The following is a 22163-nucleotide window of genomic DNA, read 5'->3' on the forward strand; positions in this document are numbered from 1 at the left end:
ACGTTCTATATAACGAACAACCAGATGTCAAACCCTTTGGTACGGCCATCCCCATCTGGGGAGAGGCGAGGGAGGGCGGGGGACTTAGATAAGAGAGAGGCCGGCATGGGCCGGCCTCTCGCTGTCAACCGTGCGCGCTCAGAGCGGCTCGGCGACGGGCTTGCCCGCCAGACCGTACCAGTGGAACCGGCTCTCGCCTGCGTGCCAGGAGAAGGTGGCCCAGGGATGCTGGCTCTCCCAGCGGGGGAAGGCGATCTCCACCTTGTTGTCCTGGTAGCGATAGAGGGAGGTGCTCAGCTCGATGTCGGAGCCGATCAGCAGCAGGACAAGCCCGACGAGACACCACTTCAGCAGGCGCCACATGGCCGTTACTCGAAGCAGATTTCGATGGTGGCCCGGCCGTACTCAGAGTCGAACGGCATCATGATCTTGCTGCCATCCGCCTTGTGAGTAATGGTGTGATTGGGCCCCGAGACGATGACGGGGGTCGCCATGTCGAACTCATAGCCCTTCTCCCCCAGCATGCGCTTGGCGCCGCCGGTGACCATGTTGGTGATCTCCCCCACCATGTCGGTGACCTCCTCGTTGATGGTGGTCGGCGCCTCCCCCAGCATGCGGCGCATGATCTCCAGTGCCAGCCCCTTCTCGAAGCTGATGGAGAGAGAACCCCGTGTCTGGGGGCCGACCATGCCGATGAGACCGGAGACATCGCCACGGGCCAGCTCGTCGAGTTTGCGCTTGGGCTTGCCCGGGGTCAGCTCGAGCTGGGCCATGGTGGACAGCACGTTGAGCAGGGAGAGCAGGAACGGATTGACAAAATCAGCCTTCATGTTGACTTCCTACGGGAGGCGCGCAGCGGACGCACTGTCCATGAGCCTCTATGGTCTTGTTGGTAATGGTAAAGCCGTGCAGACGGGCCTGCTCGGAGAATGCGTGGTCGATGGCATCGTCATGGAGCTCGACCACGTCGCCGCAGCGATCGCAGATCAGCAGCTGCATGGGATGAGCATGGTCGAAGTGACAGCAGAAGATGAAGGCGTTGAGGGACTCCACCTTGTGGGCAAACCCCTGCTCGAGCAGAAAATCGAGGGCGCGATAGACGGTCGGCGGCTTGGCGCTGGCCTCGGTCTTCTGCAACTGGGCCAGCAGATCGTAGGCGCTGATGGCATTGCCATGGGCAGCCAGCAGGCGAAATACCTGGCGCCGGGTCGGGGTGAAGCGAATGCCGCGCTGTTGGCAGAGGCGCTCGGCGGCTTGTAGCAATTGGTCTTGATTCATGATCACGCAAATGGCCTGTATCGTCTGCGGATACTAACATAGGGCCTCTCTTGGCGCGGCGTCAAAATTCATTTTCTGGGCGCGGCGTCCCTTGTGCTAATATCCGCCCCCTCCCATAGCCACCCGGATGATCTTTATGCAGGCGCAGCGCTTCTCCATCGCCCCCATGCTGGACTGGACCGATCGGCATTGCCGTTACTTTCACCGTTTGATGAGCCGTCAGACCCTGCTCTATACCGAGATGGTCACCACGGGCGCCATCATCCACGGCAAGGGAGATTATCTGGGCTACAGCGAGCAGGAGCACCCCATCGCCCTGCAACTGGGGGGCAGCAACCCGGCGGATCTGGCCCGCTGCGCCAGGCTGGCCGAGGAGCGGGGCTATGACGAGATCAACCTCAACGTGGGCTGCCCGTCGGATCGGGTCCAGAACGGCCGTTTCGGCGCCTGCCTGATGGGGGAGCCCGCCCTGGTGGCCGACTGCATCAAGGCGATGCGCGACGTGGTGGCCATTCCGGTGACCGTCAAGACCCGGATCGGCATCGACGATCAGGACTCCTACGAATTCTTGCAGGCCTTCATCGAGCAGGTGCGCGATGCCGGTTGCGATACCTTCATCGTCCATGCCCGCAAGGCCTGGCTCAGCGGCCTGAGCCCCCGGGAGAACCGCGAGATCCCGCCGCTGGACTATCCACGGGTCTACCGGGTCAAGCAGGATTACCCCGAGCTGACCATCGCCCTCAACGGCGGTGTCACCAGCCTGGAGCAGACGCTGGAGCATCTGCAACATGTGGATGGTGTGATGATGGGGCGCGAAGCCTACCAGAATCCCTATATCCTGGCCCAGGTGGACAACCGGGTGTTCGGCCAGCAGGGGGCGGTGCCGAGCCGCCACGAGGTGGTGCGCATGATGCTGCCCTACCTGGAGCAGGAGCTGGCCAAGGGCAACTACCTCTCCCACGTGACCCGCCACATGCTGGGGCTGTTCCAGAACATGCCGGGGGCCCGCGCCTGGCGCCGTCACCTGAGCGAAAACGCCTGCAAGCCGGGGGCCGGTATCCAGGTGGTGCTGGACGCCATGGCCAAGGTGCCCGAGCATCACGGCGAAGCCGTGGTCTGATCCCGTCCGGTATCGGACTCGGGGTCTATGACCCTGTCTCGACAAAATGCCCCGCCTGATGCGGGGCTTTTTGTTGCCAGAGAGGTCCCCCTGGCAGCAGGGGCTCAGCCCTGATCCGGCGTGAAGTCGTGGATCTCGCCGCGCCTTGGCTTGAAGCGGGGATCGGCCCCCAGCTTCTGCCGGGCCAGGGCCATGCTCTGGCAGAAGCTCTCCTCCTTCTCATATTCGGCCCGCACCAGATCGATGGCGCGCTCCGCCTGGCGGCGATCCTGCTTGCTCGCCTTGCGATCGCTGAACACCTGCTGCTGATCCAGCATCCATTGCAAGAAGGCCTGACGGCACTGATCTTCCCGGGGAGGGGGGGACGCGGCGTGAGTGAGCGGACTGAGCAGCAGGGTCAGGAGGAGAAATCGAGGCATGTTCGTTGAGTGGATTGTTAGTAAGTGGCTGATTAACGGCTATTTTATGGCGTAATGGCCGCCGGGTACAGGACAAAAATGACGCCATTTCTGTTGGGGCAGGTGACCGCGACCCGGCGGTCACCTGGGGCTGGCTCAGTGGGCGAGCAGATAGAGCTGGCGGCTGTAGGCCACGTCTTCCGGATTGTTGATGGGGTAACCCTTGAGCCAGGGCTTGATCAGCCTGGCATTGGTGTACTGGTAGAGGGGGGCTATCGGGGCCTGCTCCTGCAGCAGGGCTTCGGCCCGATCGAACAGCTGGCCGCGACTGGCCTGGCTGGTGTCGCGGGAGGCCTGATCCAGCAGGGCGTCGTAGCCCGGGTTCGCGAAGCGGGCCATGTTGCCGCCGTTGCTGCTGCGCCACAGTTCGAGGAAGGCGGAGGGGTCGTTGTAGTCGGCCACCCAGGAGGAGCGGATCACCTGGAACTGGCCGCTCTGGCGGTTGTCGAGATAGCTCTTCCACTCCTGATTGGTGAGTTCGACCCGGGCGCCCAGCTTCTGTTTCCACATGCTGGCCACGGCCAGGGCCAGTTTCTTGTGTACCTCAGCCGTGTTGTAGAGCAGGGTCAGGGTGAGGGGGCGCTGGGGACCATAGCCGGCCTCGGCCAGCAGCTGTCTGGCCTGGGCATCGAGCGCCTCCTGGCTCAGGGTCGAGAGCGGATTGGGCTTGGGGCTGAAGTGGGCGGTCACGTCCGGGGTGAAGTGGTAGGCGGGTTTCTCCCCCGTGCCCAGCACCTTGTCGGCGATGAGCCGCCGGTCGATGGCATAGGAGAGCGCCTTGCGCACCCGCACGTCGTCGAGGGGAGGCTGACGGGTGTTGAAGGCGTAGTAGTAGGTGCCCAGCTGCTCCGGCGTATGGACCTCGCCCGGGATCTGCTTGATCAGCCTGGCGTATTGCTCCTTGGGGAAGGATTCGGTGATGTCTATGTCCCCCGCCAGATAGCGCTGGGTGGCCGCGCTCTCCTGGTTGATGGGCAGGAAGGTGACCCTGGTCAGCACGGTGTGGGCCCTGTCCCAGTAGTGGGGATTGGGCACCAGATCGAGCCGCTCGTTGACGACCCGGTCCGCCAGCATGAAGGCGCCATTGCCGACCAGCTTGCCGGGCTGGGTCCACTGCTGGCCGTGTTGCGCCATGCTGGCCCGGTGCAGGGGCGAGAGGCTGGGGTGGGTCAGCAGGTTGAGAAAATAGGGCACCGGCTGGGAGAGGCTGACCTCGAGGGTGTGGTCATCGATGGCCTCGACCCCGAGCCGCTCAGGGCTCAGCTCGCCGGCCACTATCCTGTCCACGTTCTCGAAATGGGCGAGCTGGGCGAACCAGGCGAAGGTGGCCCCCTCTTTGGGGTCGACCAGCCGGCGCCAGCCATGGACGAAATCGTGGGCCGTGACCGGATCTCCGTTTGACCAGGCGGCATCCTGGCGCAACTGGAAGCGAAAGTGCTGGTTGTCGTCACTGTGCCATGACAGGGCGACCCCGGGTTGCACGCTGCCATCCGGGCCCTGGGTCAGCAGCCCCTCGAACAGATCCCGCACCACCTGCAACTCGGGCAGGCCGACCAGCTTGAGGGGGCTCAGGCTGCTGGGCTCATCCTTGAGATGGCGCACCACCGTCTGCTCGGCGGCGAGTCTGGCATCGGGCGGAACATCGGCGGCCTGGGCAGCGCCCATGGCCAGCAGTAACAGCAAGGGGCGCCATCCTGTCATGGTCAGATCCTTAATGTGAAGCGGGGAGAAAAGTCGGCGACAAGTGCTCGCCTGCCGGTGGGAAAACATGATATCCCCATTGCTGGTCAGACCGCCAGCGCCGACCCGGGCTGGCACGGACCCTTTTTATCTGGGTGTGAACGGGATCGGTTGAGGGGATCGAATGAAACTATGGTGGTTGATGCTGGGGTTGTTGAGTCAGGGGGCCTGGGGGCTGGAGCCGTGTCGGCCCGAGACCCGGGTGGGGAGCTGGTGCCAGGTGGCGATTGCCGCGCTGCAGCCGACCCAGGCGGGCATAGGCCAGCTGCAGGTAGACGAGACGGCGCGCAAGCTGGCGGGCAAGGATGAACAGCGGCTCGATGCCTACATGAAGAAGAAGGAGATCCCGGTCGTCATCGCCCCGGATGGCGGCTACTGGCTGGTGGACCGGCATCATCTCACCACGGCCCTGTGGCAGACCGGGGTCAGGGAGGCCAGGGTCAAGGTGATCGCCCGTTTGCAGGACGAGCACCAATTCTGGAGCCAGATGCAGAACAACCACTGGGCCTGGCTCAAGGACGAGCGGGGCCGGCCCATCACGCCCCGGCAGTTGCCAGGCCGCATCGGCGCCCTGCCCGATTACCCCTACCGCACCCTGGCGGGCCTGTTGCAGGATGCCGGCTATTTCCAGAAGAACAAGCAGGTCTACTTCGTCGAGTTTGCCTGGGCCAGCTGGCTGGGCCAGCAGATGCAGTGGCTGCCGGTGACCCGGGAGAACCTGACGGCGCGCCTGCAGCAGGCCAAGCGACTCGCCTGCACCCAGGCGGCCCGGGATCTGCCCGGTTATCCCGGCAAGCAGTGCCGCAGCAAGGGGCCTTGACCGCCGTGGTTGCCAGGGCGCGCCCTGATCGCCATGGAAAGCGCCACCCCAGGGGTGGCGCTTTGCATTGGTCGACGGACAGCGTACCGGTCAGGGCAGCGCCAGACTGGGGCCATCCAGGTATTCAGGCAGGAACAGGGTGATCTGGGGCACATAGGTGATGAGCATGAGAAACAGCAGCAGGAAGCCGACCCAGGGCAGGCAGGCGCGGATCACCCAGCCCATGCTCTGGCCCGTGATCCCGGCGGTCACGAACAGGTTGAGCCCCACCGGCGGGGTCAGCATGCCTATCTCCATGTTGATCACCATGATGATCCCCAGGTGGATGGGATCTATGCCCAGCTGGGTGGCGATGGGGAACAGGATGGGGGCCATGATCAGCACGATGGCCGAAGGCTCCATGAAGTTGCCCGCCAGCAGCAGCAGTATGTTCACCACGATGAGGAAGCCCCAGGCGGGCAGGCCCCAGGCGATGATGGCCTCGGCGATGGCATGGGGGATCCGCTCCGAGGTGAGCACGTGGGCGAACAGCATGGCGTTGCTGATGATGAACAGCAGCATGATGCTCACCTTGGCGGCGTCGCGCACCACATGGCCCACCTCGCGGTCGAAGGGGGACCTGAGCAGGGAGAGGGGCAGCAGCACCAGGTTGCGCAGGCTGGCGGCGAGCAGGGACTCCCCCTGGTTGCGCCAGGCTACCCCCTTGAGGGGACCTATGTCGCGATAGCCGTAGACGGCGATGAAGAAGGCGTAGACCGCCGCCACCGCCGCCGCCTCGGTGGGGCTGGCAATGCCCCCGTAGATGGATCCCAGCACCAGTATGATGAGAAAGAGGCCGCCGAGTGCCTTGCCACCGCTGCCAAGCAGGGTGATGAGCCCCGGGAAGGGCTGGCTCGGCAGCCCCTTGATGCGGGCCACCACATAGATGACCACCATGATGAGGCCCCCCATCATGAGTCCCGGCAGGAAGCCGGCCATGAACATGCGGGATGCCGAGACCTCGGTCGCCGCCGCATAGACCAGCATGACGATGGAGGGGGGGATCAGGATCCCCAGGGTGCCCGCGTTGGCGATCACCCCGGCGGCGAAGGCCTGGGGATAGCCGGATCGCACCATGCCGGCGATGACGATGCTGCCGATGGCGGCCACGGTCGCCGGGCTGGAGCCGCACACGGCGGCGAACAGCATGCAGGCCATGACGGAGGCCATGGCGAGGCCGCCACGGATGTGACCGACGGAGTCCATGGCGAAGTTGATGATCCGCTTGGCCACGCCGCCGGTCGACAGAAAGGCGGACGACAGCACGAAGAAGGGGATGGCGAGCAGGGTGTAGTGCTCCGATGTGGCCTCGAACAGCTTGAGCGCCAGGGAGGCGAGGGAGTCGTTGGAGAAGAGCAGTATGGTGGTGACGCTGGAGAGGCCGAGGGCCACCGCGATGGGCATGCCGAGCAACATGGAGAGGATCAGCAGGGTAAAGAGGGTCAGTGTTGCCATTGTGGTTATACCTTCTGATCCGGGCCGTGGTCGATGAGGTGCATGCTCTCCCTGGCTTCATCGGCGAGGGCGAAGCCCTGCATCTGGCCGCGCCACACCATGACGCCGACCCCGAGGAAGCGGACGAACAGCAGGGCCAGGCCGATGGGCAGTATGCTCATGGCTTGCCAGCGGGGGATGGGCAGATCCTCCATCTCGATGCCGATCATCTTGAGCTTGGCCAGGTAGATCCAGGCACCGTAGAAATAGAAGCCGCAGTAGACCAGGCACAGGCCCACGGCCAGCAGGGTCAGGCGGCGCTGCCAATGGGCGGGCAGCACCTTGATGAAGGCATCCACGCCGATATGGGCGCCGACCCGCACCCCCCAGGAGGCGCCGAACAGCACCATCCAGGCGCAGAGGTTGAGGGTCAGCTCCTGGGCCCAGAGCAGGCCGGTATCGAAGAAGAAGCGCATCACCACTTCGATGAAGACCAGCAGGGTGGTGCTGACCAGGAGCAGGCCTATGATGGCCTCCTCCAGCTGATAGACGAATTTTTTCATGGGATCCTCCGGGCGGCGCCCAGACGTCGGGCGCCGCTGGCTGGCTTAGGGCTGGTTGGCGGCGACGGCGGCGTCGAGGAGCTCCTTGCCGATGGCCCCCTCGAATTGCTGCCAGACCGGCTTCATCGCCTCGACCCACTGGTTGCGTTCGGCGTCGGTCAGGGTAACCAGCTGGCTCTTGCCGGAGGCGAAGATGGCGGCCTTGTCCTCGCTGTCTTTCTCGGCGGCAATCTTGTTGCCGTAGGCGACCGACTCATCCAGCGCTTTTTTCAGCTCGCTGCGGACCCCATCCGGCAGGCCGTTCCAGAACTCGGCGTTGGTGACGATCAGGTAATCCAGCACCCCGTGGTTGCTTTCGGTGATATAGGGCTGCACCTCGAAGAACTTCTGGGAGTAAATGTTGGACCAGGTGTTCTCCTGGCCGTCGATGGCCTTGGTCTGGAGCAGGGTGAACACCTCGGCGAAGGGCTTCTTCACCGGCACGGCATGGATGGCCTCGAACTGGGCGGCCAGCACGTCTGAGGTCTGGATGCGGAACTTCTTGCCCTTGGCGTCCGCCGGGGTCTTGAGGGGATTGCTGGCGGAGATCTGCTTCATGCCGTTGTGCAGATAGCCCAGGCCTACCAGACCGTACTTCTCGAGGGAGCCCAGCATGGCCTGCCCCTCCTTGCCCTGCTGGAATCGGTCGACTGCGGCCATGTCATTGAACAGGAAGGGCAAGTCGAAGATCTGCAGCTGATCCGTGTACTTCTGGAACTTGGAGAGGGAGGGGGCGATCATCTGTACGTCGCCAAGCAGCATGGCCTCCAGCTCCTTGCCATCGCCGAACAGCTGGGAGTTGGGGTAGACCTTGACCTCCACCTGACCCTGGAGGCGCTCATCCACCAGCTGCTTGAAGTGGGTCGCCATCTGGCCCTTGGGGGTGTTCTCCGCCACCACGTGGGAGAACTTGAGCTCGATGGGGGCGGCGACGGCCGAGGAGAGGCCGAGCGCCAGGGTGAGGGCGGCGGTCAGGGTGCGGATGTGAAATGTCATGTCTCTCTTCCTTGTGTGTGAGTGCAGGTCATTGCTACCTAGCATCGCAACTTGCATGCCAGATTTCACAATAGATCAACATTTCATTAACTGCGGGCGTTCGGGAGGGATGGGGGAGGGTGGCTGCCCGGGAAAAAGGGGGGAAATCCCCCCATCCGTGCCCAGGGCCGGGTGATCTTCCCCCCATGGGGGGCGTTGGCGGGTGGCACCAGAGCGGGCTAGTCCGCCCCCTCCTCGCCGAGCTTGTAGTCCTGCTTGTCGAGGCCGTACTTGCGCATCTTGTCGTAGAGGGTCTTGCGCGGCAGCCCTAGAGTCTCCTGCACCTCCTTGAGTCGGCCCCTGTGCTGGCTCAGGGTGTCGGTCAGCAGTATCCGCTCGAAGCGATCCACCTGCTCGGCCAGGGTCAGGGCCTCGCGCCCCAGGCTGAGGTCGGCGAAGGCCCCCTCTTCCCCCAGCAGCACGCAGCGTTCGGCCAGGTTGCGCAGCTCGCGCACATTGCCCGGCCAGTCGCGGGCCAGCAGCCAGGCCCGCTGCTCGGCCCCGATCCTGGGGGGCGCCAGCTGATAGCGGGTCGCCGCCACCCGCAGGAAGTTTTCGAACAGGAGGGGCACGTCCTCCTTGCGCTCCCGCAATGGGGGGATATCCACCCGCACCACATTGAGCCGGTAATAGAGGTCGGCGCGAAAGGCGCCCTGCTCGACCAGGGTCTTCAGATCCACCTTACTGGCCGCCAGCACCCGTATGTCCAGGGGGATGGGGTGATTGGTACCGAGGGGCTCGACCTTTCTGTCTTCCAGCACCCGCAGCAGCTTGATCTGCAGCGCCATCGGCATGCTCTCTATCTCGTCGAGAAAGAGGGTGCCCCTGTCTGCCCAGGCGATCTTGCCTACCCGGCGCTTCTGGGCTCCGGTGAAGGCGCCGGCCTCGAAGCCGAACAGTTCGCTCTCCATCATGGTCTCGGGCACGGCGCCGCAGTTGATGGCGACGAAGGGCTCGGTGGCGCGCACCGAATGGTCGTGCAGGAAGCGGGCGACCAGCTCCTTGCCGCTCCCCGTCTCCCCCATGATCAGCACGTCGGCGGGGGCATCCTTGATGTGGGTGAGGAGCTGGCGCAGCCGCTTGATGGCCGGGTGGGCACCGAGCAGGCGCGGTCCAGGCCCGCTCTGGGCCTCCAGTTCGCTGCGCAGCTCCCGGTTCTCCAGCACCAGGCGCCGCTTGTCACAGGCCCGGCGCACCACCTCCAGCAGCTGCTCAGTACCAAACGGCTTCTCGATGAAGTCATAGGCCCCCAGGCGCATGGCCTGTACCGCGGTGGAGATGTCGCCATGCCCCGTGAGCAGGATCACCGGCAGCTCGGCGTCGCGGCCCATGGCCTCCTCGAGCAGGGCGATGCCGTTCATGCCGGGCATGTTGATGTCGCTGATGATGATGCCGGGCCACTGGGGGCTGATGTGGGGCAGGGCCTCTGCGGCGCTGGCGAAGGTGGTGACCTGCCACTGGGCCAGCTCCAGGGTCTGACCGAGGGAGAGGCGCAGATGGTGTTCATCGTCGATCAGCATGACTTGGTTCATGGGGTTCTCCTCGATCGGGCGGGCATGGTCGGGCGCACCTTGGCGCGGGCGCGGCGGCTCATGGGCTATGTCTCAGGTCGGGCCGGGCCTCGGGCAGGCTGATGGTGAAGCGGGCGCCGCCAAGCTCCGGGTCATTGCTCGCCGTCAGCTGGCCGCCGAAGGCGGTGATGATACGTTGGGAGATGGTGAGCCCGAGCCCGAGCCCCTTGGACTTGGTGGTGTAGAAGGGGGCGAACAGCTGCCTGGCCTCGACGGCCAGGCCCGGGCCGTTGTCGATGACGGCGATGGTCACCCGATCGCCTTCGCGCTCCACTTCCAGCCAGACCCGGGGTGGCGTCATGCCGGCGCAGGCCTGCAGGGCGTTGTGCAGCAGATTGACCAGCACCTGCTCCAGTTGCACCGCATCGGCATGGACATAGAGGGGGTCGGTCGGCAACCGGGTTTCCACCAGCAGCCCCTGCTTGAGCATCTGGCTGTGGAGCAGGGCCAAGCTGGCGTGGACCACGGGTTGCAGCGCCACCGCCTGCAGGGTCTGCTCCCCCTTGCGTGCGAATACCTTGAAGCGGGCCACCAGCTCGCTCATGTGATGGTTGAGGCCGTTGATCTGCACCAGGTTGTCGCGACAGCTGTCGATGCGGCCCCTGTCGAGCAGCTGCAACGCATTCTCGCCATAGGCCCGCATGGCGGCCAGGGGTTGGTTGAGTTCATGGTTGATGCTGGCAGACATCTCGCCGAGCAGGGCCAGCTTGGCGGTCTGCACCAGCTGCTCCTGGGTATCGACCAGCTCGCGCTGGGTCTGGCGGTACTTGTCTATGGTGGCGATCAGCTCCTGATTGCTGGTGGAGAGGGCCCGGGTACGCTGGCTCACCTTGTGCTCCAGCCGGTTGTTGAGGCGGGCGAGACGGGCGCGGCCGAGCATCACCTGACGCCAGTAGAGCCAGATCATCAGTACCAGCAGGGAGAAGAGGGCGAAGCTGGCCAGGGCCTTGGCAATGATGGGGCGCAAGTCATGGAGGGGCTCCAGGGTATAGAGATACCAGCCTGCGCTCGGCATGGCGGTGCCAGTGAACAGATAACCCTGACCCCAGTGCCACTCGTCCTGGCTGCGCAGCAGGCCGAGGGAGGGGAGATCGCTCAGGGGAGGGTCCAGCTTGTCGCCATACTTGCGCTCCTCGGCCAGGATCTGGCGGGTCGGCTCGTCCAGGGCGACCAGGGGGCGATAGAGCCACTCGCCCCTGGAGGCGAAGAAGACGACCCCGTATTCGTCGGTCAGCAGGTAGTCGAGGCTGTTGCTGGTCCAGCGCTCGTCGATGAGGGAGAGCGCCACCTTGACCACCACGACGCCGAGGCGGCGATCGCCATCCTGCACCGGATAGGAGAAGTAGTAGCCCCGCCGCCCCGAGCGCTGGCCGAGGGCGAAGTAGCTGCCGGGCTTGCCCTGCATCGCCTGGCGGAAATAGGGGCGAAAGTGGTAGTTGTCCCCGACGAAGCTGTCGGACTGGCGCCAGTTGCTGGCGGAGATCACCTCCCCCTTGTCCGTCATGAGATAGATGGCATCCGTGCCCAGGATCTCGTTGTACTGCTCCAGCAGGGGGTGGAGCCGATAGGGGGGGAATTGCTGCAGCAGCGCCTGCTGCAACTCGGTGCGGGTTGCGATGAGGGCCGGCAGGCGGCGGTACTTGTCGAGCTCGATCAGCAGGCGACCCGCCAGGCGCTCGTTGTCTATCCTGGCCTGCTGGCGCAGGCTCTCCAGCCCCCACTGACGTGCCGTGAAGGCGACCACCACCATCAAGGTGACCCAGAGGCCGATCAGCAGGCCCCGACTTCCATTGTTCATCATGCCCTTCCTTAGGTTGCCGTCATCTTACCCCCTGGCGGGAGCAGAGGGGACGATGCCGACGAAAGAGTGTGACGGGGGCGACAAGGCGCAGAGATCCTGCACTCTCTGTCGGCTTGATATTCATTCTCATTTAGGCTCTCATGGAGAGCCCAGTATCAGGTGAAGGAGGTAGCGTATGGCACAGACATCCCCCCGGCAGGATCAGACCCAGGCCCACTGGCAGCGTTACATGATCGAAGCCGAGCGCGCCCTGAGCCAGGGCGCCCTGGGCTCGGCCGTCTGCCTCTATCAGCAGGCGCTCGGCACCATATCGGCCCCCCGGGAGGCGCCGTCACAGGCCGCCGTCATCGATGGCGAGGGGCTGGTCCCCCAGGCGACTGTCATCGATCTCGAGGAGCTGGCCACCATGCGCGTCGCCACCTGCCATCGCCTGGCCGATTTCTGGCGCGCCATGGAGGAGCCCAGCTATGAGTTGCGTTACCTCAAGCTGGCCGCCGAGCTGGTGACCGCCCTGGTGCCCCAGTGCCCGAACCGGGAGTGCGAGTCCCTCATCAGCGAGCTGGGCTGCTGCCGCGCCGCCCTGCTCGCCTTCCTGAAGCGCCACCCCAATCCCGAGATAGCCAGGCTTATCCAGGTGCAGGACAAGGTGCAGGGCTGCGAGCTGATCGGCCGCTTTCGCCTCAACTAGCGCCCGAGCTTGCGGGCGATGCGCGCCTGGGCCTCTTCTCCTTGCAGGGCGAGGGAGAAGGCGCGGGCCTCGGTGTCGATGACAAAATGCACCGCCTGCTTGAGTTCCTGTTTGAGCAGGGCCTTGCTCCTTTGCAGCGCCTTGGGTGGTTTGGCCGCCAGGGTCAAGCCCTGTGCCCGGGCAAAGGGGAGCAGTTCATCCGCAGCCAGCACCCGGTTGGCCAGCCCGAGGCGCAGCGCCTCCCCGGCGTCGATGGCCTCCGCCAGCAGCAGCAACTCGCTGGCCTTGAGGTGGCCAACGGCGCGGGGCAGCAGCAGGCTGGAGGCGAACTCCGGCACCAGCCCCAGCTCGACGAAGGGCAGTTGCAGCCTGGCATTGTCCGCCAGATAGACCAGATCGCAGTGCAGCAGCAGCGTGGTGCCGATGCCGACCGCAGCGCCGCCGACCGCGGCGATCACCGGTTTCGGGAAGTCGGCCAGGGTATGCAGAAATTGCAGGATGGGGTCGTCGGGATCCAGCCCCGTCTTGCCCATAAAGTCGGCCAGATCATTGCCGGCGGTGAAGCAGGCCTGCTGCCCCTGAATGAGCAGCGCATGGACGCTCTGCTCCTCGGCGGCCCCTCGCAGCGCCGTGGTGAGGGCCTGGTACATCTCGGTGTTGAGGGCGTTGCGCTTGTGCGGCCGGTTGAGGGTCAGGGTGAGCAGGCCATCCTGCTGCTCGACCAGAATTGTGGGGGCCATGTCTGAATCCTTGTTGTCAGGGGCTGCCAAAAGCTTGCCTTGCGGGTAAGCTTTGCTTCGTTTGACAACATCATAAAAGGATTTCCCCCATGTTTAAACGAGCGTTTTATTCCCTGCTGGCCCTGGGACTGGCCGCCCCCGCCCTGGCCAAGGTGGAGGCCGTCGATGGTTATGTGCGCCTGCTGCCCCCTGGCACCCCCAACACGGCGGCCTTCATGGTGCTGAAAAATGATGGGGATGCCCCGGTCCGGCTCACCGGCGTCAGCTCCCCCGAGGTGGCGCGCGCCGAGCTGCATACCCACCTGCACGAGAATGGCGTTATGCGGATGCGTCAGGTCGAGAGCATCGAGATCCCGGCCAAGGGGGAGGCGGTACTCAAACCCGGCAGCCTGCACATCATGCTGTTCGATGTGCGTGAACTCTCCCAGGGCACCCCCTTCCCCCTGACCCTGAGCCTGGACAACGGCCAGGCCCTCGGCCTGAGTCTGCCGGTGAAGCCGGTCGAACCCATGGCCGGCATGGCGCACTGATCAGGGACAGAACCGGTCGCGTTATAGATAATCTTGCTAGGTATTGGCGGCTGGCGCGGTAAAATGCGGGTCTCATCCCGCATTCTCTGGAGTTTAATGATGAAAAAGACCCTGTTGGCCGCTTCTCTGCTGGCCCTGATGAGCACCTCTGCCATGGCCGCCGATGACTGGCGCTTCGCCGCCGGCACCGATATCTGGAATGCCCAGGGCAGCGGTCGTGTCGATGATGTCGGGACCCGGGACGGTTTTGACGACAACTACAACTGGAGCGGTTACCTGCAGCTGGAGCACGGCATCATATTGCTGCCCAACGCCAAGTTCGAGATCTCCGATCTCAGCACCAGCGGCGGCGCCTTCGACAACGAGCTGCAGGCCTATGATCTGAGCCTGTACTACCGCCTGTTCAACAACGACCTGTTCCAGATTGACCTGGGTCTGACCGGCCGTCGTTACGAAGGGGACTTCAACACCGTCAATGACTCCTACCACGAAGACGTGCTGATGGCCTATGCCGGCACCGAGCTGCGCATTCCGGGCACCGGCTTCTCCGCCTTCGGCGATGCCCGGGTGCAGGATGCCGACAACTATGATTACCGTCTGGGCGGGGCGTACAAGTTCTCCTCCCTGCCGCTCAAGCTGCGCGCCGGCTGGCGTCAGGTCGACATGGACTTTGACCGTGTCGATCAGCGGGTCGATGGCTGGTTTGCGGGTGCAGAATTCACCTTCTGATAGGGAAAGGATGAGGGGATGGGTAGCATCATAGTCACTGGAGCGGGTTCGGGTCTGGGCCGCGCCCTGACCTGCGGTCTGGTTGCCCGTGGCCACAGGGTGGCCATGATGGGGCGCCGCTACCAGAAGTTGCAGGAGATGGAAGCCAGGCTCGGCCAGGGGGTGATCGGCATCGCCGCCGATCTGGCCCATCACGAAGAGGTGGAGGTAGCCTTCGCCGCCGCCGTCCAGTGGGGCGGCTTGCCGGACCTGGTGATCCACTGTGCCGGTGTCGGCGAGTTCGGCCCGGTCGGTGTCTATACCGCCGAGCAGGTGCGCCGGGTAGTGGAGAGCAATCTGGTCTCCACCATACTGGTGGCCCAGCAGACGGTGCGCCTCATCGGCGAGCGGGGCGGGGTGCTGGCCAATGTGCTCTCCTCCGCCGCCCAGGTGGGCAAGGCCAACGAGAGCCTCTACTGCGCCTCCAAGTGGGGGATGCGCGGCTTTCTCGAGTCCTTGCGCGCCGAGCTCAAGGGCTCGCCCCTGCGGCTGGTGAACCTGTATCCGAGCGGGATCCGCAGCGAGTTCTGGGACAACTCGGATCACGTGGATCCGAGCCGTTTCATGACCCCGGAGGATGCTGCCGCCTACATGCTCGATGCCCTGGAGGCGAGGAGCAGTTGCCACGTGACCGATCTCTTCATCGGCCGCAACGACTAGGCAACCCCGGCTCATTCCCTGGCAACCCCTTGTCAGATGAAAAAGCCAGATAAGAAAGTCAGACAAACAAAAAGCGCGCCAATCGGCGCGCTTTTTTATGTCGGCAAGGGGCGGGATTAACGACCCAGCTTGCTCTTGAGCAGGGCGACCATGTCGCTGATGGCCACTTCCTGCTTCTCGCCGGTGCGGCGGCACTTGTATTCGACCACGCCGTTGTCCATGCCGCGCTCGCCGATGACGATGCCGTGGGGCACCCCCAGCAGCTCCATGTCGGCGAACATCACGCCCGGACGCTCTTTACGGTCGTCGAACAGCACGTCCACACCGGCGGCTTTGAGCTCGGCGTAGAACTGCTCGGCCAGCTCGGCGACGCGCACGGACTTGTGCATGTTCATGGGGACGATGGCCACTTCGAACGGGGCGATGGCGTCCGGCCAGATGATGCCGTACTGGTCGTTGTTCTGCTCGATGGCGGCCGCCACCAGGCGGGAGACGCCGATGCCGTAGCAACCCATCTCCATGGTGACGGACTTGCCGCCTTCGTTGAGCACGTTCGCCTTCATGGCTTCGGAGTACTTGGTACCCAGCTGGAAGATGTGGCCCACTTCGATGCCGCGCTTGAGCAGCAGCTTGCCCTGGCCGCACGGGCTCGGGTCGCCTTCCACCACGTTGCGCAGGTCGGCAACCTCATAGGTGGCGATGTCGCGATCCCAGTTGGCACCGGTCAGGTGGAAGCCGGTCTCGTTGGCGCCGCAGACGAAGTCTGCCAGGTGGGCGGCGCTGCGATCGACGATGATGCGACCGGCAAAGCCGACCGGGCCGATGGAGCCGGCATCGCAACCGGCGGCAGCCTTGATCTGCTCGTCATTGGCGAAGGTGAGCGGGTTGGCAACGCCAGCCAGCTTCTCGGCCTTGATTTCGTTCAGCTCGTGGTCGCCACGCAGCACCAGGGCGATGACGGCCTGCTTGCCGTGCTCGTCCGCTTCGGCCAGTACCAGCAGGGTCTTGGCGATGGCGCTCGGCGCCACGCTCAGGAAGGCGGCCACTTCATCGATGGTGTGGACGGCCGGGGTGGCAACCTTGGTCAGGGCTGCGGTGGCAGCGGCGCGCTCACCGGCCGGTGCCAGCGCTTCGGCCATCTCGATGTTGGCGGCGTAATCGGATGTATCGGAGAAGGCGATGAGATCCTCACCGCTCTCGGCCAGCACCTGGAATTCGTGGGAGCCGGTACCGCCGATGGAGCCGGTATCGGCCTGCACCGGACGGAAGTTCAGGCCCATGCGGGTGAAGGCGGCGCAGTAGGCGGCGTGCATCTTCTCGTAGGTCTCGATCAGGGAGGCCTTGTCGATGTGGAAGGAGTAGGCATCCTTCATCAGGAACTCGCGGCCGCGCATCACGCCGAAACGGGGACGCACCTCGTCGCGGAACTTGGTCTGGATCTGGTACAGATTCAGCGGCAGCTGCTTGTAGCTGTTCACCTCGTAACGGACCAGGGCGGTGATCACCTCTTCGTGGGTCGGGCCCAGCACGAAGGGACGGTTGTGGCGGTCGGTCAGGCGGCACAGCTCGGGGCCGTAATCATCCCAGCGGCCGGATTCCTGCCACAGCTCGGCCGGTTGCACCACCGGCATGGAGACTTCGATGGCGCCCGCCTTGTTCATCTCTTCGCGAACTATGTTCTCGATCTTCTTCAGTACCCGCAGGCCGGATGGCAGCCAGGCATACATGCCGGAGGCCAGTTTACGGATCATGCCGGCGCGCAGCATCAGCTGATGGCTGACAACCTCGGCGTCGGACGGGGTTTCCTTGAGGGTAGAAAGCAGATATTGGCTGGTGCGCATCGCGATGAACCTTAACGTGAGACGGGCCGCTGGGCCCTGGATATATGCAAGGGCGGAATTTTAACAGGGCGGGCCCCGGGGCCCAAGGGCTAAATTTTGTGGTCAGGCAAGCGTCGGGGTCGGAGCGCTGCGAATGTTCGGCGGCGGGGGTCGCTGGAGGGGAAAGGGCGGCGGTGAGCCACCCTTTCCTGGTGCTGGGGGGATCAGCCGAGATAGTCGATCATGATCTTCGACACCTTGCCATCCAGACCATTATGGTAATGGCTGGTGACGACCACGTTGCCGCCATCCAGGTTGGCGCTGCTGTTGAAACTGCTGACGATGACGGAGTCGGTGATGGGTCCCTTGACCAGGATCTGGGCCCAGTCATCGTCGGTGCTGGCCGACGGGCTGTCGTAGACCTTGATGAGCGTGATGCCGGGGATACCCTCCAGCTTCAGGGAGCGAGCCTCATCGTTGCTGAAGCCATAGTCCCCGCTCTTGCAGTTGATGTTGTAGCTAGTCCCGCCACTGAGGGTATTGCCGACCTGATCCTGCGTTGCGCCATTGCCTTCCCAAAAGGTGATTTGTCCATTAGCCATCTTGTTCTCCTTGCGCTGTGACACGTATGACAAAGGTGGAATAAAACCAATAAGCCTCATTTAGATCTCGCTGGCGAGTTCAGACTAGTCGGCATGGGGAATAGATCAAGTTCCAAATGGATTTCATTTTTGGACCATTTGAATGCAAATGAATGAAGGCGCAGGTCCGGGGGGAGGTTGGACTTGCCATGGCGGGCCGCTGGCAATCCTGGATGGCTGCGCCGGTGGGGCGCAGGCGGATGCTGGATACTTATCCAGTTATTCTTTATGCTAGGAGCCACTTTATTGCTAGTCGTGTTGGTTGAGGAGATAAGCCGTGATCGGTCGCTTGAGAGGCATTGTGATTGAGAAGAATCCCCCCGAGGTCTTGCTCGAGGTGGGAGGCGTGGGCTATGAGGTGCAGATGCCCATGAGCTGCTTCTATGACCTGCCCGAACTCGGCAAGGAGGCGACCATCCAGACCCACTTCGTGGTGCGCGAGGATGCCCAGTTGCTCTATGGCTTCAACCACAAGCAGGAGCGGGCGCTGTTTCGCGAGCTGATCAAGACCAACGGCGTCGGCCCCAAGCTGGCGCTGGCCATCCTCTCCGGCATGACCGCCAGCCAGTTCGTGATGAGTGTCGAGCGTGAGGAGATAAGCTCCCTGATCAAGCTGCCCGGGGTGGGCAAGAAGACCGCCGAGCGGCTGGTGGTGGAGATGAAAGACAGGCTCAAGGGCTGGGTCAGTCACGATCTCTTCTCGCCGGCAGCCATCAGCCTGCCCGCCCAGGAGAGCAGCCTGCGGGCCCCGGATGCCAGCGAAGAGGCGGCCAGCGCCCTGGTCGCCCTCGGCTACAAGCCCCAGCAGGCGAGCCAGATCGTCGGCAAGGTCGCCAAGGAGGGCATGTCGGTGGAAGCCATCATCCGCGAGTCCCTGCGTAGCCTGGTGTGAGGTAAGTGATGATAGAAGCTGACCGCCTCATCTCGGCCTCGGCCGCCCGTGAAGATGAGGTCATCGACAGGGCGATCCGCCCCAGAAAGCTGGCCGATTACACCGGGCAGGACCATGTCTGTGCCCAGATGGAGATCTTCATCGAGGCGGCCCGCCAGCGCGGCGAGGCACTGGATCACCTGCTGATCTTCGGGCCACCGGGCCTGGGCAAGACCACGCTCGCGAATATCGTGGCCAACGAGATGAGCGTGAACATCAAGACCACCTCGGGCCCCGTGCTGGAGAAGGCCGGCGATCTCGCCGCCCTGCTCACCAACCTCGAGCCAAATGATGTCCTCTTCATCGACGAGATCCACCGTCTCAGCCCCGTGGTGGAGGAGGTGCTCTACCCGGCCATGGAGGATTACCAGCTTGACATCATGATAGGGGAGGGCCCTGCCGCCCGTTCCATCAAGCTCGATCTCCCTCCTTTCACCCTGATTGGCGCCACCACCCGGGCCGGCTCCCTCACCAGCCCGCTGCGCGACCGTTTCGGTATCGTGCAGCGCCTCGAGTTCTACAACGTCAAGGATCTCACCGACATAGTGGCGCGCAGCGCCCGCTGCCTGGGGCTGGAGATGAGCGACGATGGTGCCCTGGAGGTGGCGCGCCGCTCCCGCGGAACACCGCGCATTGCCAACCGCTTGTTGAGACGGGTGCGGGATTTTGCCCAGGTGAAATCCGATGGCCGCATTGATGGACCCATTGCGGCCCGTGCCATGGACATGCTGGACGTGGACAATGAGGGGTTCGACTTCATGGACCGCAAGCTATTGTTGGCTGTGATTGACAAGTTCATGGGGGGGCCCGTCGGGCTCGACAATCTGGCCGCCGCCATCGGCGAAGAGAAGGACACCATCGAAGACGTGCTGGAGCCCTATCTGATCCAGCAGGGCTATCTGCAACGTACTCCAAGAGGCAGGATGGCGACCGCCCGAGCCTATGCCCACTTCGGCCTGCAGCGACCGGAACAGGCCTGAAACGGCAGACTCGATACAGAACCGCCCCCTGGGGCGGTTTTTTCATGGTCGACAAAAAAAAGCCCACACGCAGGCGCGGTGGGCATAAAAGACAATTCAGGGTGGATGTTCACAGACAAGAAGCGCGTCTGGGCACAGGCCGTATAAACAGTAAAACGGTGAGTCGTCGCGAGACTCAGAGTCGGTTCATTTGATAGAGCTGAACGAACGAAAGCTTGTAGTAGCGAATGGCCTTGGTCACAAACTTTTTCATCTTGATGTCTCTCTGCTCTGTACAATATGGTCATTAAACACGCATCGGTAACCCTGGTAGATCGGCCTGAGCCCAAGGGATTGCCCTCACTGCGGGGCGCATTGTAGGAGCTGCCACCTGGGGGGGCAAACAAGAAAAATTGCATTATTCGGATTAGTTTTTTTAATTAAAAATCCAGGCTTGGCATTTAGCATGAACATGCGTTTTCATCGGTTTTTCAGTGAATTTCAAGCAAGGTGCTCTTTCGGAGATAAATCAAGCCAGGTGTCGATGACATTATATTTTTCAGATGAGAGGTGTTTCTCAGTGCCAATTCAAAAAATTGATTTAAATCAATAAATTAAAATCTTTCTCAAAGTGTGATTTCGCTCTCGAAATTGACGGCTTTCTAATGAAAAAATACCTTTGAAACGCATGTATCGACCCCGGTTTTACATTGATTTCAATCAAATAAAGATGATATAAAACGGCGGTCATCATGGGCGAGAACAATTATGACTTGCTTGTTTTGTAGTTGTTAAACATTAGCTTTTTTTTGTTCTCAGTTATTGCCTTGTTGTTAATTTTTGGTCGTGACCGAACGACGCGATTGTTAAGTGACGCTGTGCGCTGTGGGTTCGGAAGCTCCAACGGAAGCCTTGTTCTCAATACACCTAAAATAGCCGTGCCAATAATCGGTGAGGAAACATCATGATTGCTGAGCATGTGGTAGACCTATCGCGGTTCCAATTCGCTGCGACGGCCCTTTATCACTTCCTGTTTGTGCCCCTGACGCTCGGAATGGCCTTCATTCTGGCGATCATGGAGTCTGTCTATGTGATGACCAACAACCCTGTCTACCGGGACATGACCAAGTTCTGGGGCAAGCTGTTTGGTATCAACTTTGCCCTCGGGGTGACCACCGGGCTGACCATGGAGTTTCAGTTCGGTACCAACTGGGCCTACTACTCCCACTACGTCGGCGACATCTTCGGGGCCCCGCTGGCCATCGAAGGGCTGATGGCCTTCTTCCTCGAATCTACCTTCGTCGGCATGTTCTTCTTCGGTTGGGATCGCCTCTCCAAGCGTCAGCACCTGGCGGCGACCTGGTTGATGGCGCTCGGGACCAACCTCTCCGCCCTCTGGATCCTGGTTGCCAACGGCTGGATGCAGAACCCGGTCGGTGCCGAGTTCAACTTCGAATCCATGCGCATGGAGATGGTGAGCTTCGCCGATCTGGTGTTCAACCCGGTTGCCCAGGTCAAGTTCGTCCACACAGTGGCGGCGGGCTATACCACGGGCGCCATGTTCGTGCTGGGCATCTCCTCCTACTATCTGCTGAAGAATCGTGATGTGGCCTTCGCCCGTCGCTCCTTCGCCATCGCGGCCGCGTTCGGCATGGCCTCCATCCTCTCCGTACTGGTACTGGGTGACGAGTCCGGCTACGAGACCGGGGAAGTGCAGAAGGTGAAACTGGCGGCCATCGAGGCGGAGTGGGATACCCATCCGGCCCCGGCATCCTTCACCCTGTTCGGCATTCCGAACCAGGAGGAGATGCGCACCGACTATGCCATCAAGATCCCTTATGCCCTCGGTATCATCGCCACCCGCTCCCTCGACGAGCAGGTCACCGGCATCAAGGATCTCAAGAGCGAGCATGAACTGCGGGTGCGCAACGGCATGACCGCCTACGAACTGCTGACCAAGTTGCAATCCGGCGACAAGTCCGACGAGACCCGCGCCCGTTTCGACGAGGTGAAACAGGATCTGGGTTATGGCCTGCTGCTCAAGCGTTACACCCCGAACGTGACCGACGCCACCGACGAGCAGGTCAAGGCCGCCGTGGATGACTCCATCCCGCAGGTACTGCCGCTGTTCTTCGCCTTCCGCATCATGGTCGCCTGCGGCATCCTGATGCTGGTGCTGATCGGTCTGGCCTTCTATGACAGCACCCGCCACCGCATCGGTGAGCGCAAGTGGCTGCTCAAGGCGCTGCTGTGGGGCATACCGCTGCCCTGGATCGCCATCGAGGCAGGCTGGTTCGTCGCCGAGTATGGCCGTCAGCCCTGGACCATAGCGGAAGTGCTGCCGACCTACGTCTCCGCATCCAACATCCCTGCGTCCGAGATCTGGTTCTCTCTGATCGGGATCTTCCTGTTCTACACGGTGCTGCTGATCATCGAGATGTACCTGATGTTCAAGTATGCGCGTCTGGGCCCAAGCAGCCTGAAGACGGGCAAGTACCACTTCGAACAGAGCAAGGCATAAGGAGAGT

Annotated in this window: 22 protein-coding genes; 9 read left to right on the forward strand and 13 right to left on the reverse strand. The window is 62.9% G+C overall.

Translation table 11 applies throughout. The features are described from left to right. Window positions 1-138: 138 nt before the first annotated feature. From BN1119_RS19435 to zur, 3 genes are read right to left on the reverse strand one after another with little or no spacing between them, the layout of a single operon-like run. A complete protein-coding gene (locus BN1119_RS19435; protein ID WP_042002157.1) occupies window positions 139-363 on the reverse strand; it encodes a hypothetical protein in 225 nt (74 codons plus the stop codon). Between the two features lie 5 nt (window positions 364-368). Beyond that, entirely contained in the window at window positions 369-830 is a 462-nt protein-coding gene (locus BN1119_RS19440; RefSeq protein WP_042002159.1) for a chemotaxis protein CheX, read from the reverse strand. Further along, a complete protein-coding gene (gene zur, locus BN1119_RS19445) occupies window positions 820-1278 on the reverse strand; it encodes a zinc uptake transcriptional repressor Zur (RefSeq protein WP_042002307.1) in 459 nt (152 codons plus the stop codon). Before zur ends, BN1119_RS19440 begins: the two co-directional genes overlap by 11 nt. Before the next feature lie 136 nt (window positions 1279-1414). Here zur and dusA point away from each other — a divergent pair, with 136 nt between their 5' ends. Next, on the forward strand, window positions 1415-2398 hold the full coding sequence (dusA, locus tag BN1119_RS19450) for a tRNA dihydrouridine(20/20a) synthase DusA (protein ID WP_042002162.1): 984 nt from the start codon (window positions 1415-1417) through the stop codon (window positions 2396-2398). 104 nt (window positions 2399-2502) lie between these two features. On the opposite strand, the gene BN1119_RS19455 is transcribed toward dusA, so the two are convergent. Beyond that, complete coding sequence (locus BN1119_RS19455) at window positions 2503-2817, reverse strand: hypothetical protein (protein WP_042002164.1); 315 nt, start codon at window positions 2815-2817, stop codon at window positions 2503-2505. Window positions 2818-2952: 135 nt separating this feature from the next. Further along, window positions 2953-4557 carry a peptide ABC transporter substrate-binding protein gene (locus BN1119_RS19460; protein ID WP_042002166.1) on the reverse strand — a complete coding sequence of 535 codons (1605 nt, stop codon included), beginning with the start codon at window positions 4555-4557 and terminating at the stop codon, window positions 2953-2955. Between the two features lie 163 nt (window positions 4558-4720). On the opposite strand from BN1119_RS19460, the gene BN1119_RS19465 reads away from it, so the two are divergent. Beyond that, window positions 4721-5416, forward strand: a complete 696-nt coding sequence (locus BN1119_RS19465; RefSeq protein WP_042002169.1) for a ParB-like protein — start codon at window positions 4721-4723, stop codon at window positions 5414-5416. A 90-nt stretch (window positions 5417-5506) separates the two neighbouring features. Here the strand turns inward: BN1119_RS19465 and BN1119_RS19470 are convergent, their stop codons facing one another. The 5 genes from BN1119_RS19470 to BN1119_RS19490 form a co-directional block, all read right to left on the reverse strand. Then, window positions 5507-6910: a TRAP transporter large permease gene (locus tag BN1119_RS19470; protein ID WP_042002171.1), complete on the reverse strand. Its 1404-nt coding sequence runs from the start codon at window positions 6908-6910 to the stop codon at window positions 5507-5509. 5 nt (window positions 6911-6915) lie between these two features. Continuing rightward, on the reverse strand, window positions 6916-7452 hold the full coding sequence (locus tag BN1119_RS19475; RefSeq protein ID WP_042002173.1) for a TRAP transporter small permease: 537 nt from the start codon (window positions 7450-7452) through the stop codon (window positions 6916-6918). A 45-nt stretch (window positions 7453-7497) separates the two neighbouring features. Next, entirely contained in the window at window positions 7498-8487 is a 990-nt protein-coding gene (locus tag BN1119_RS19480) for a TRAP transporter substrate-binding protein (RefSeq protein ID WP_042002176.1), read from the reverse strand. Window positions 8488-8705: 218 nt separating this feature from the next. After that, on the reverse strand, window positions 8706-10058 hold the full coding sequence (locus BN1119_RS19485) for a sigma-54-dependent transcriptional regulator (protein WP_042002178.1): 1353 nt from the start codon (window positions 10056-10058) through the stop codon (window positions 8706-8708). 58 nt (window positions 10059-10116) lie between these two features. Continuing rightward, on the reverse strand, window positions 10117-11898 hold the full coding sequence (locus BN1119_RS19490) for an ATP-binding protein (RefSeq protein ID WP_042002181.1): 1782 nt from the start codon (window positions 11896-11898) through the stop codon (window positions 10117-10119). A 175-nt stretch (window positions 11899-12073) separates the two neighbouring features. Here BN1119_RS19490 and BN1119_RS19495 point away from each other — a divergent pair, with 175 nt between their 5' ends. Next, complete coding sequence (locus tag BN1119_RS19495) at window positions 12074-12586, forward strand: DUF2753 family protein (RefSeq protein ID WP_042002184.1); 513 nt, start codon at window positions 12074-12076, stop codon at window positions 12584-12586. On the opposite strand, the gene BN1119_RS19500 is transcribed toward BN1119_RS19495, so the two are convergent. Next, entirely contained in the window at window positions 12583-13326 is a 744-nt protein-coding gene (locus BN1119_RS19500; RefSeq protein ID WP_042002187.1) for an enoyl-CoA hydratase, read from the reverse strand. The genes BN1119_RS19495 and BN1119_RS19500 overlap by 4 nt on opposite strands. An 89-nt stretch (window positions 13327-13415) precedes the next feature. On the opposite strand from BN1119_RS19500, the gene BN1119_RS19505 reads away from it, so the two are divergent. The 3 genes from BN1119_RS19505 (at window position 13416) to BN1119_RS19515 (ending at window position 15284) form a co-directional block, all read left to right on the forward strand. Beyond that, window positions 13416-13856, forward strand: coding sequence for a copper chaperone PCu(A)C (locus tag BN1119_RS19505; protein WP_042002191.1), 441 nt, complete (start codon window positions 13416-13418; stop codon window positions 13854-13856). A gap of 99 nt (window positions 13857-13955) precedes the next feature. After that, the gene (locus BN1119_RS19510; protein WP_042002194.1) at window positions 13956-14585 is read left to right on the forward strand and encodes a TIGR04219 family outer membrane beta-barrel protein; all 630 of its coding nucleotides are present in this window, start codon (window positions 13956-13958) and stop codon (window positions 14583-14585) included. Between the two features lie 18 nt (window positions 14586-14603). Further along, entirely contained in the window at window positions 14604-15284 is a 681-nt protein-coding gene (locus tag BN1119_RS19515; protein WP_042002197.1) for an SDR family oxidoreductase, read from the forward strand. 116 nt (window positions 15285-15400) lie between these two features. Here the strand turns inward: BN1119_RS19515 and BN1119_RS19520 are convergent, their stop codons facing one another. Both BN1119_RS19520 and BN1119_RS19525 read right to left on the reverse strand, forming a co-directional pair. Continuing rightward, complete coding sequence (locus BN1119_RS19520) at window positions 15401-17125, reverse strand: proline--tRNA ligase (protein ID WP_042002200.1); 1725 nt, start codon at window positions 17123-17125, stop codon at window positions 15401-15403. A gap of 203 nt (window positions 17126-17328) precedes the next feature. Further along, the gene (locus BN1119_RS19525) at window positions 17329-17706 is read right to left on the reverse strand and encodes a hypothetical protein (RefSeq protein WP_052448089.1); all 378 of its coding nucleotides are present in this window, start codon (window positions 17704-17706) and stop codon (window positions 17329-17331) included. 316 nt (window positions 17707-18022) lie between these two features. Here BN1119_RS19525 and ruvA point away from each other — a divergent pair, with 316 nt between their 5' ends. The 3 genes from ruvA (at window position 18023) to BN1119_RS19540 (ending at window position 22156) form a co-directional block, all read left to right on the forward strand. Further along, complete coding sequence (gene ruvA, locus BN1119_RS19530; RefSeq protein WP_042002205.1) at window positions 18023-18637, forward strand: Holliday junction branch migration protein RuvA; 615 nt, start codon at window positions 18023-18025, stop codon at window positions 18635-18637. 8 nt (window positions 18638-18645) lie between these two features. Further along, window positions 18646-19656, forward strand: a complete 1011-nt coding sequence (gene ruvB / locus BN1119_RS19535) for a Holliday junction branch migration DNA helicase RuvB (RefSeq protein ID WP_042002209.1) — start codon at window positions 18646-18648, stop codon at window positions 19654-19656. Window positions 19657-20599: 943 nt separating this feature from the next. Then, window positions 20600-22156, forward strand: coding sequence for a cytochrome ubiquinol oxidase subunit I (locus BN1119_RS19540; RefSeq protein ID WP_042002211.1), 1557 nt, complete (start codon window positions 20600-20602; stop codon window positions 22154-22156). Window positions 22157-22163: the final 7 nt, after the last annotated feature.

Source organism: Aeromonas bivalvium (assembly GCF_000819765.1).
In the GTDB taxonomy this organism is placed as follows: Bacteria; Pseudomonadota; Gammaproteobacteria; order Enterobacterales; family Aeromonadaceae; genus Aeromonas; species Aeromonas bivalvium.

Excerpts from the sequence above, each read along its gene's own strand:
- BN1119_RS19435 (WP_042002157.1), bottom strand. The coding sequence starts at position 363 with ATGTGGCGCCTGCTGAAGTGGTGTCTCGTCGGGCTTGTCCTGCTGCTG.
- BN1119_RS19440 (WP_042002159.1), bottom strand. The coding sequence starts at position 830 with ATGAAGGCTGATTTTGTCAATCCGTTCCTGCTCTCCCTGCTCAACGTG.
- zur (WP_042002307.1), bottom strand. The coding sequence starts at position 1,278 with ATGAATCAAGACCAATTGCTACAAGCCGCCGAGCGCCTCTGCCAACAG.
- dusA (WP_042002162.1), top strand. The coding sequence starts at position 1,415 with ATGCAGGCGCAGCGCTTCTCCATCGCCCCCATGCTGGACTGGACCGAT.
- BN1119_RS19455 (WP_042002164.1), bottom strand. The coding sequence starts at position 2,817 with ATGCCTCGATTTCTCCTCCTGACCCTGCTGCTCAGTCCGCTCACTCAC.
- BN1119_RS19460 (WP_042002166.1), bottom strand. The coding sequence starts at position 4,557 with ATGACAGGATGGCGCCCCTTGCTGTTACTGCTGGCCATGGGCGCTGCC.
- BN1119_RS19465 (WP_042002169.1), top strand. The coding sequence starts at position 4,721 with ATGAAACTATGGTGGTTGATGCTGGGGTTGTTGAGTCAGGGGGCCTGG.
- BN1119_RS19470 (WP_042002171.1), bottom strand. The coding sequence starts at position 6,910 with ATGGCAACACTGACCCTCTTTACCCTGCTGATCCTCTCCATGTTGCTC.
- BN1119_RS19475 (WP_042002173.1), bottom strand. The coding sequence starts at position 7,452 with ATGAAAAAATTCGTCTATCAGCTGGAGGAGGCCATCATAGGCCTGCTC.
- BN1119_RS19480 (WP_042002176.1), bottom strand. The coding sequence starts at position 8,487 with ATGACATTTCACATCCGCACCCTGACCGCCGCCCTCACCCTGGCGCTC.
- BN1119_RS19485 (WP_042002178.1), bottom strand. The coding sequence starts at position 10,058 with ATGAACCAAGTCATGCTGATCGACGATGAACACCATCTGCGCCTCTCC.
- BN1119_RS19490 (WP_042002181.1), bottom strand. The coding sequence starts at position 11,898 with ATGATGAACAATGGAAGTCGGGGCCTGCTGATCGGCCTCTGGGTCACC.
- BN1119_RS19495 (WP_042002184.1), top strand. The coding sequence starts at position 12,074 with ATGGCACAGACATCCCCCCGGCAGGATCAGACCCAGGCCCACTGGCAG.
- BN1119_RS19500 (WP_042002187.1), bottom strand. The coding sequence starts at position 13,326 with ATGGCCCCCACAATTCTGGTCGAGCAGCAGGATGGCCTGCTCACCCTG.
- BN1119_RS19505 (WP_042002191.1), top strand. The coding sequence starts at position 13,416 with ATGTTTAAACGAGCGTTTTATTCCCTGCTGGCCCTGGGACTGGCCGCC.
- BN1119_RS19510 (WP_042002194.1), top strand. The coding sequence starts at position 13,956 with ATGAAAAAGACCCTGTTGGCCGCTTCTCTGCTGGCCCTGATGAGCACC.
- BN1119_RS19515 (WP_042002197.1), top strand. The coding sequence starts at position 14,604 with ATGGGTAGCATCATAGTCACTGGAGCGGGTTCGGGTCTGGGCCGCGCC.
- BN1119_RS19520 (WP_042002200.1), bottom strand. The coding sequence starts at position 17,125 with ATGCGCACCAGCCAATATCTGCTTTCTACCCTCAAGGAAACCCCGTCC.
- BN1119_RS19525 (WP_052448089.1), bottom strand. The coding sequence starts at position 17,706 with ATGGCTAATGGACAAATCACCTTTTGGGAAGGCAATGGCGCAACGCAG.
- ruvB (WP_042002209.1), top strand. The coding sequence starts at position 18,646 with ATGATAGAAGCTGACCGCCTCATCTCGGCCTCGGCCGCCCGTGAAGAT.
- BN1119_RS19540 (WP_042002211.1), top strand. The coding sequence starts at position 20,600 with ATGATTGCTGAGCATGTGGTAGACCTATCGCGGTTCCAATTCGCTGCG.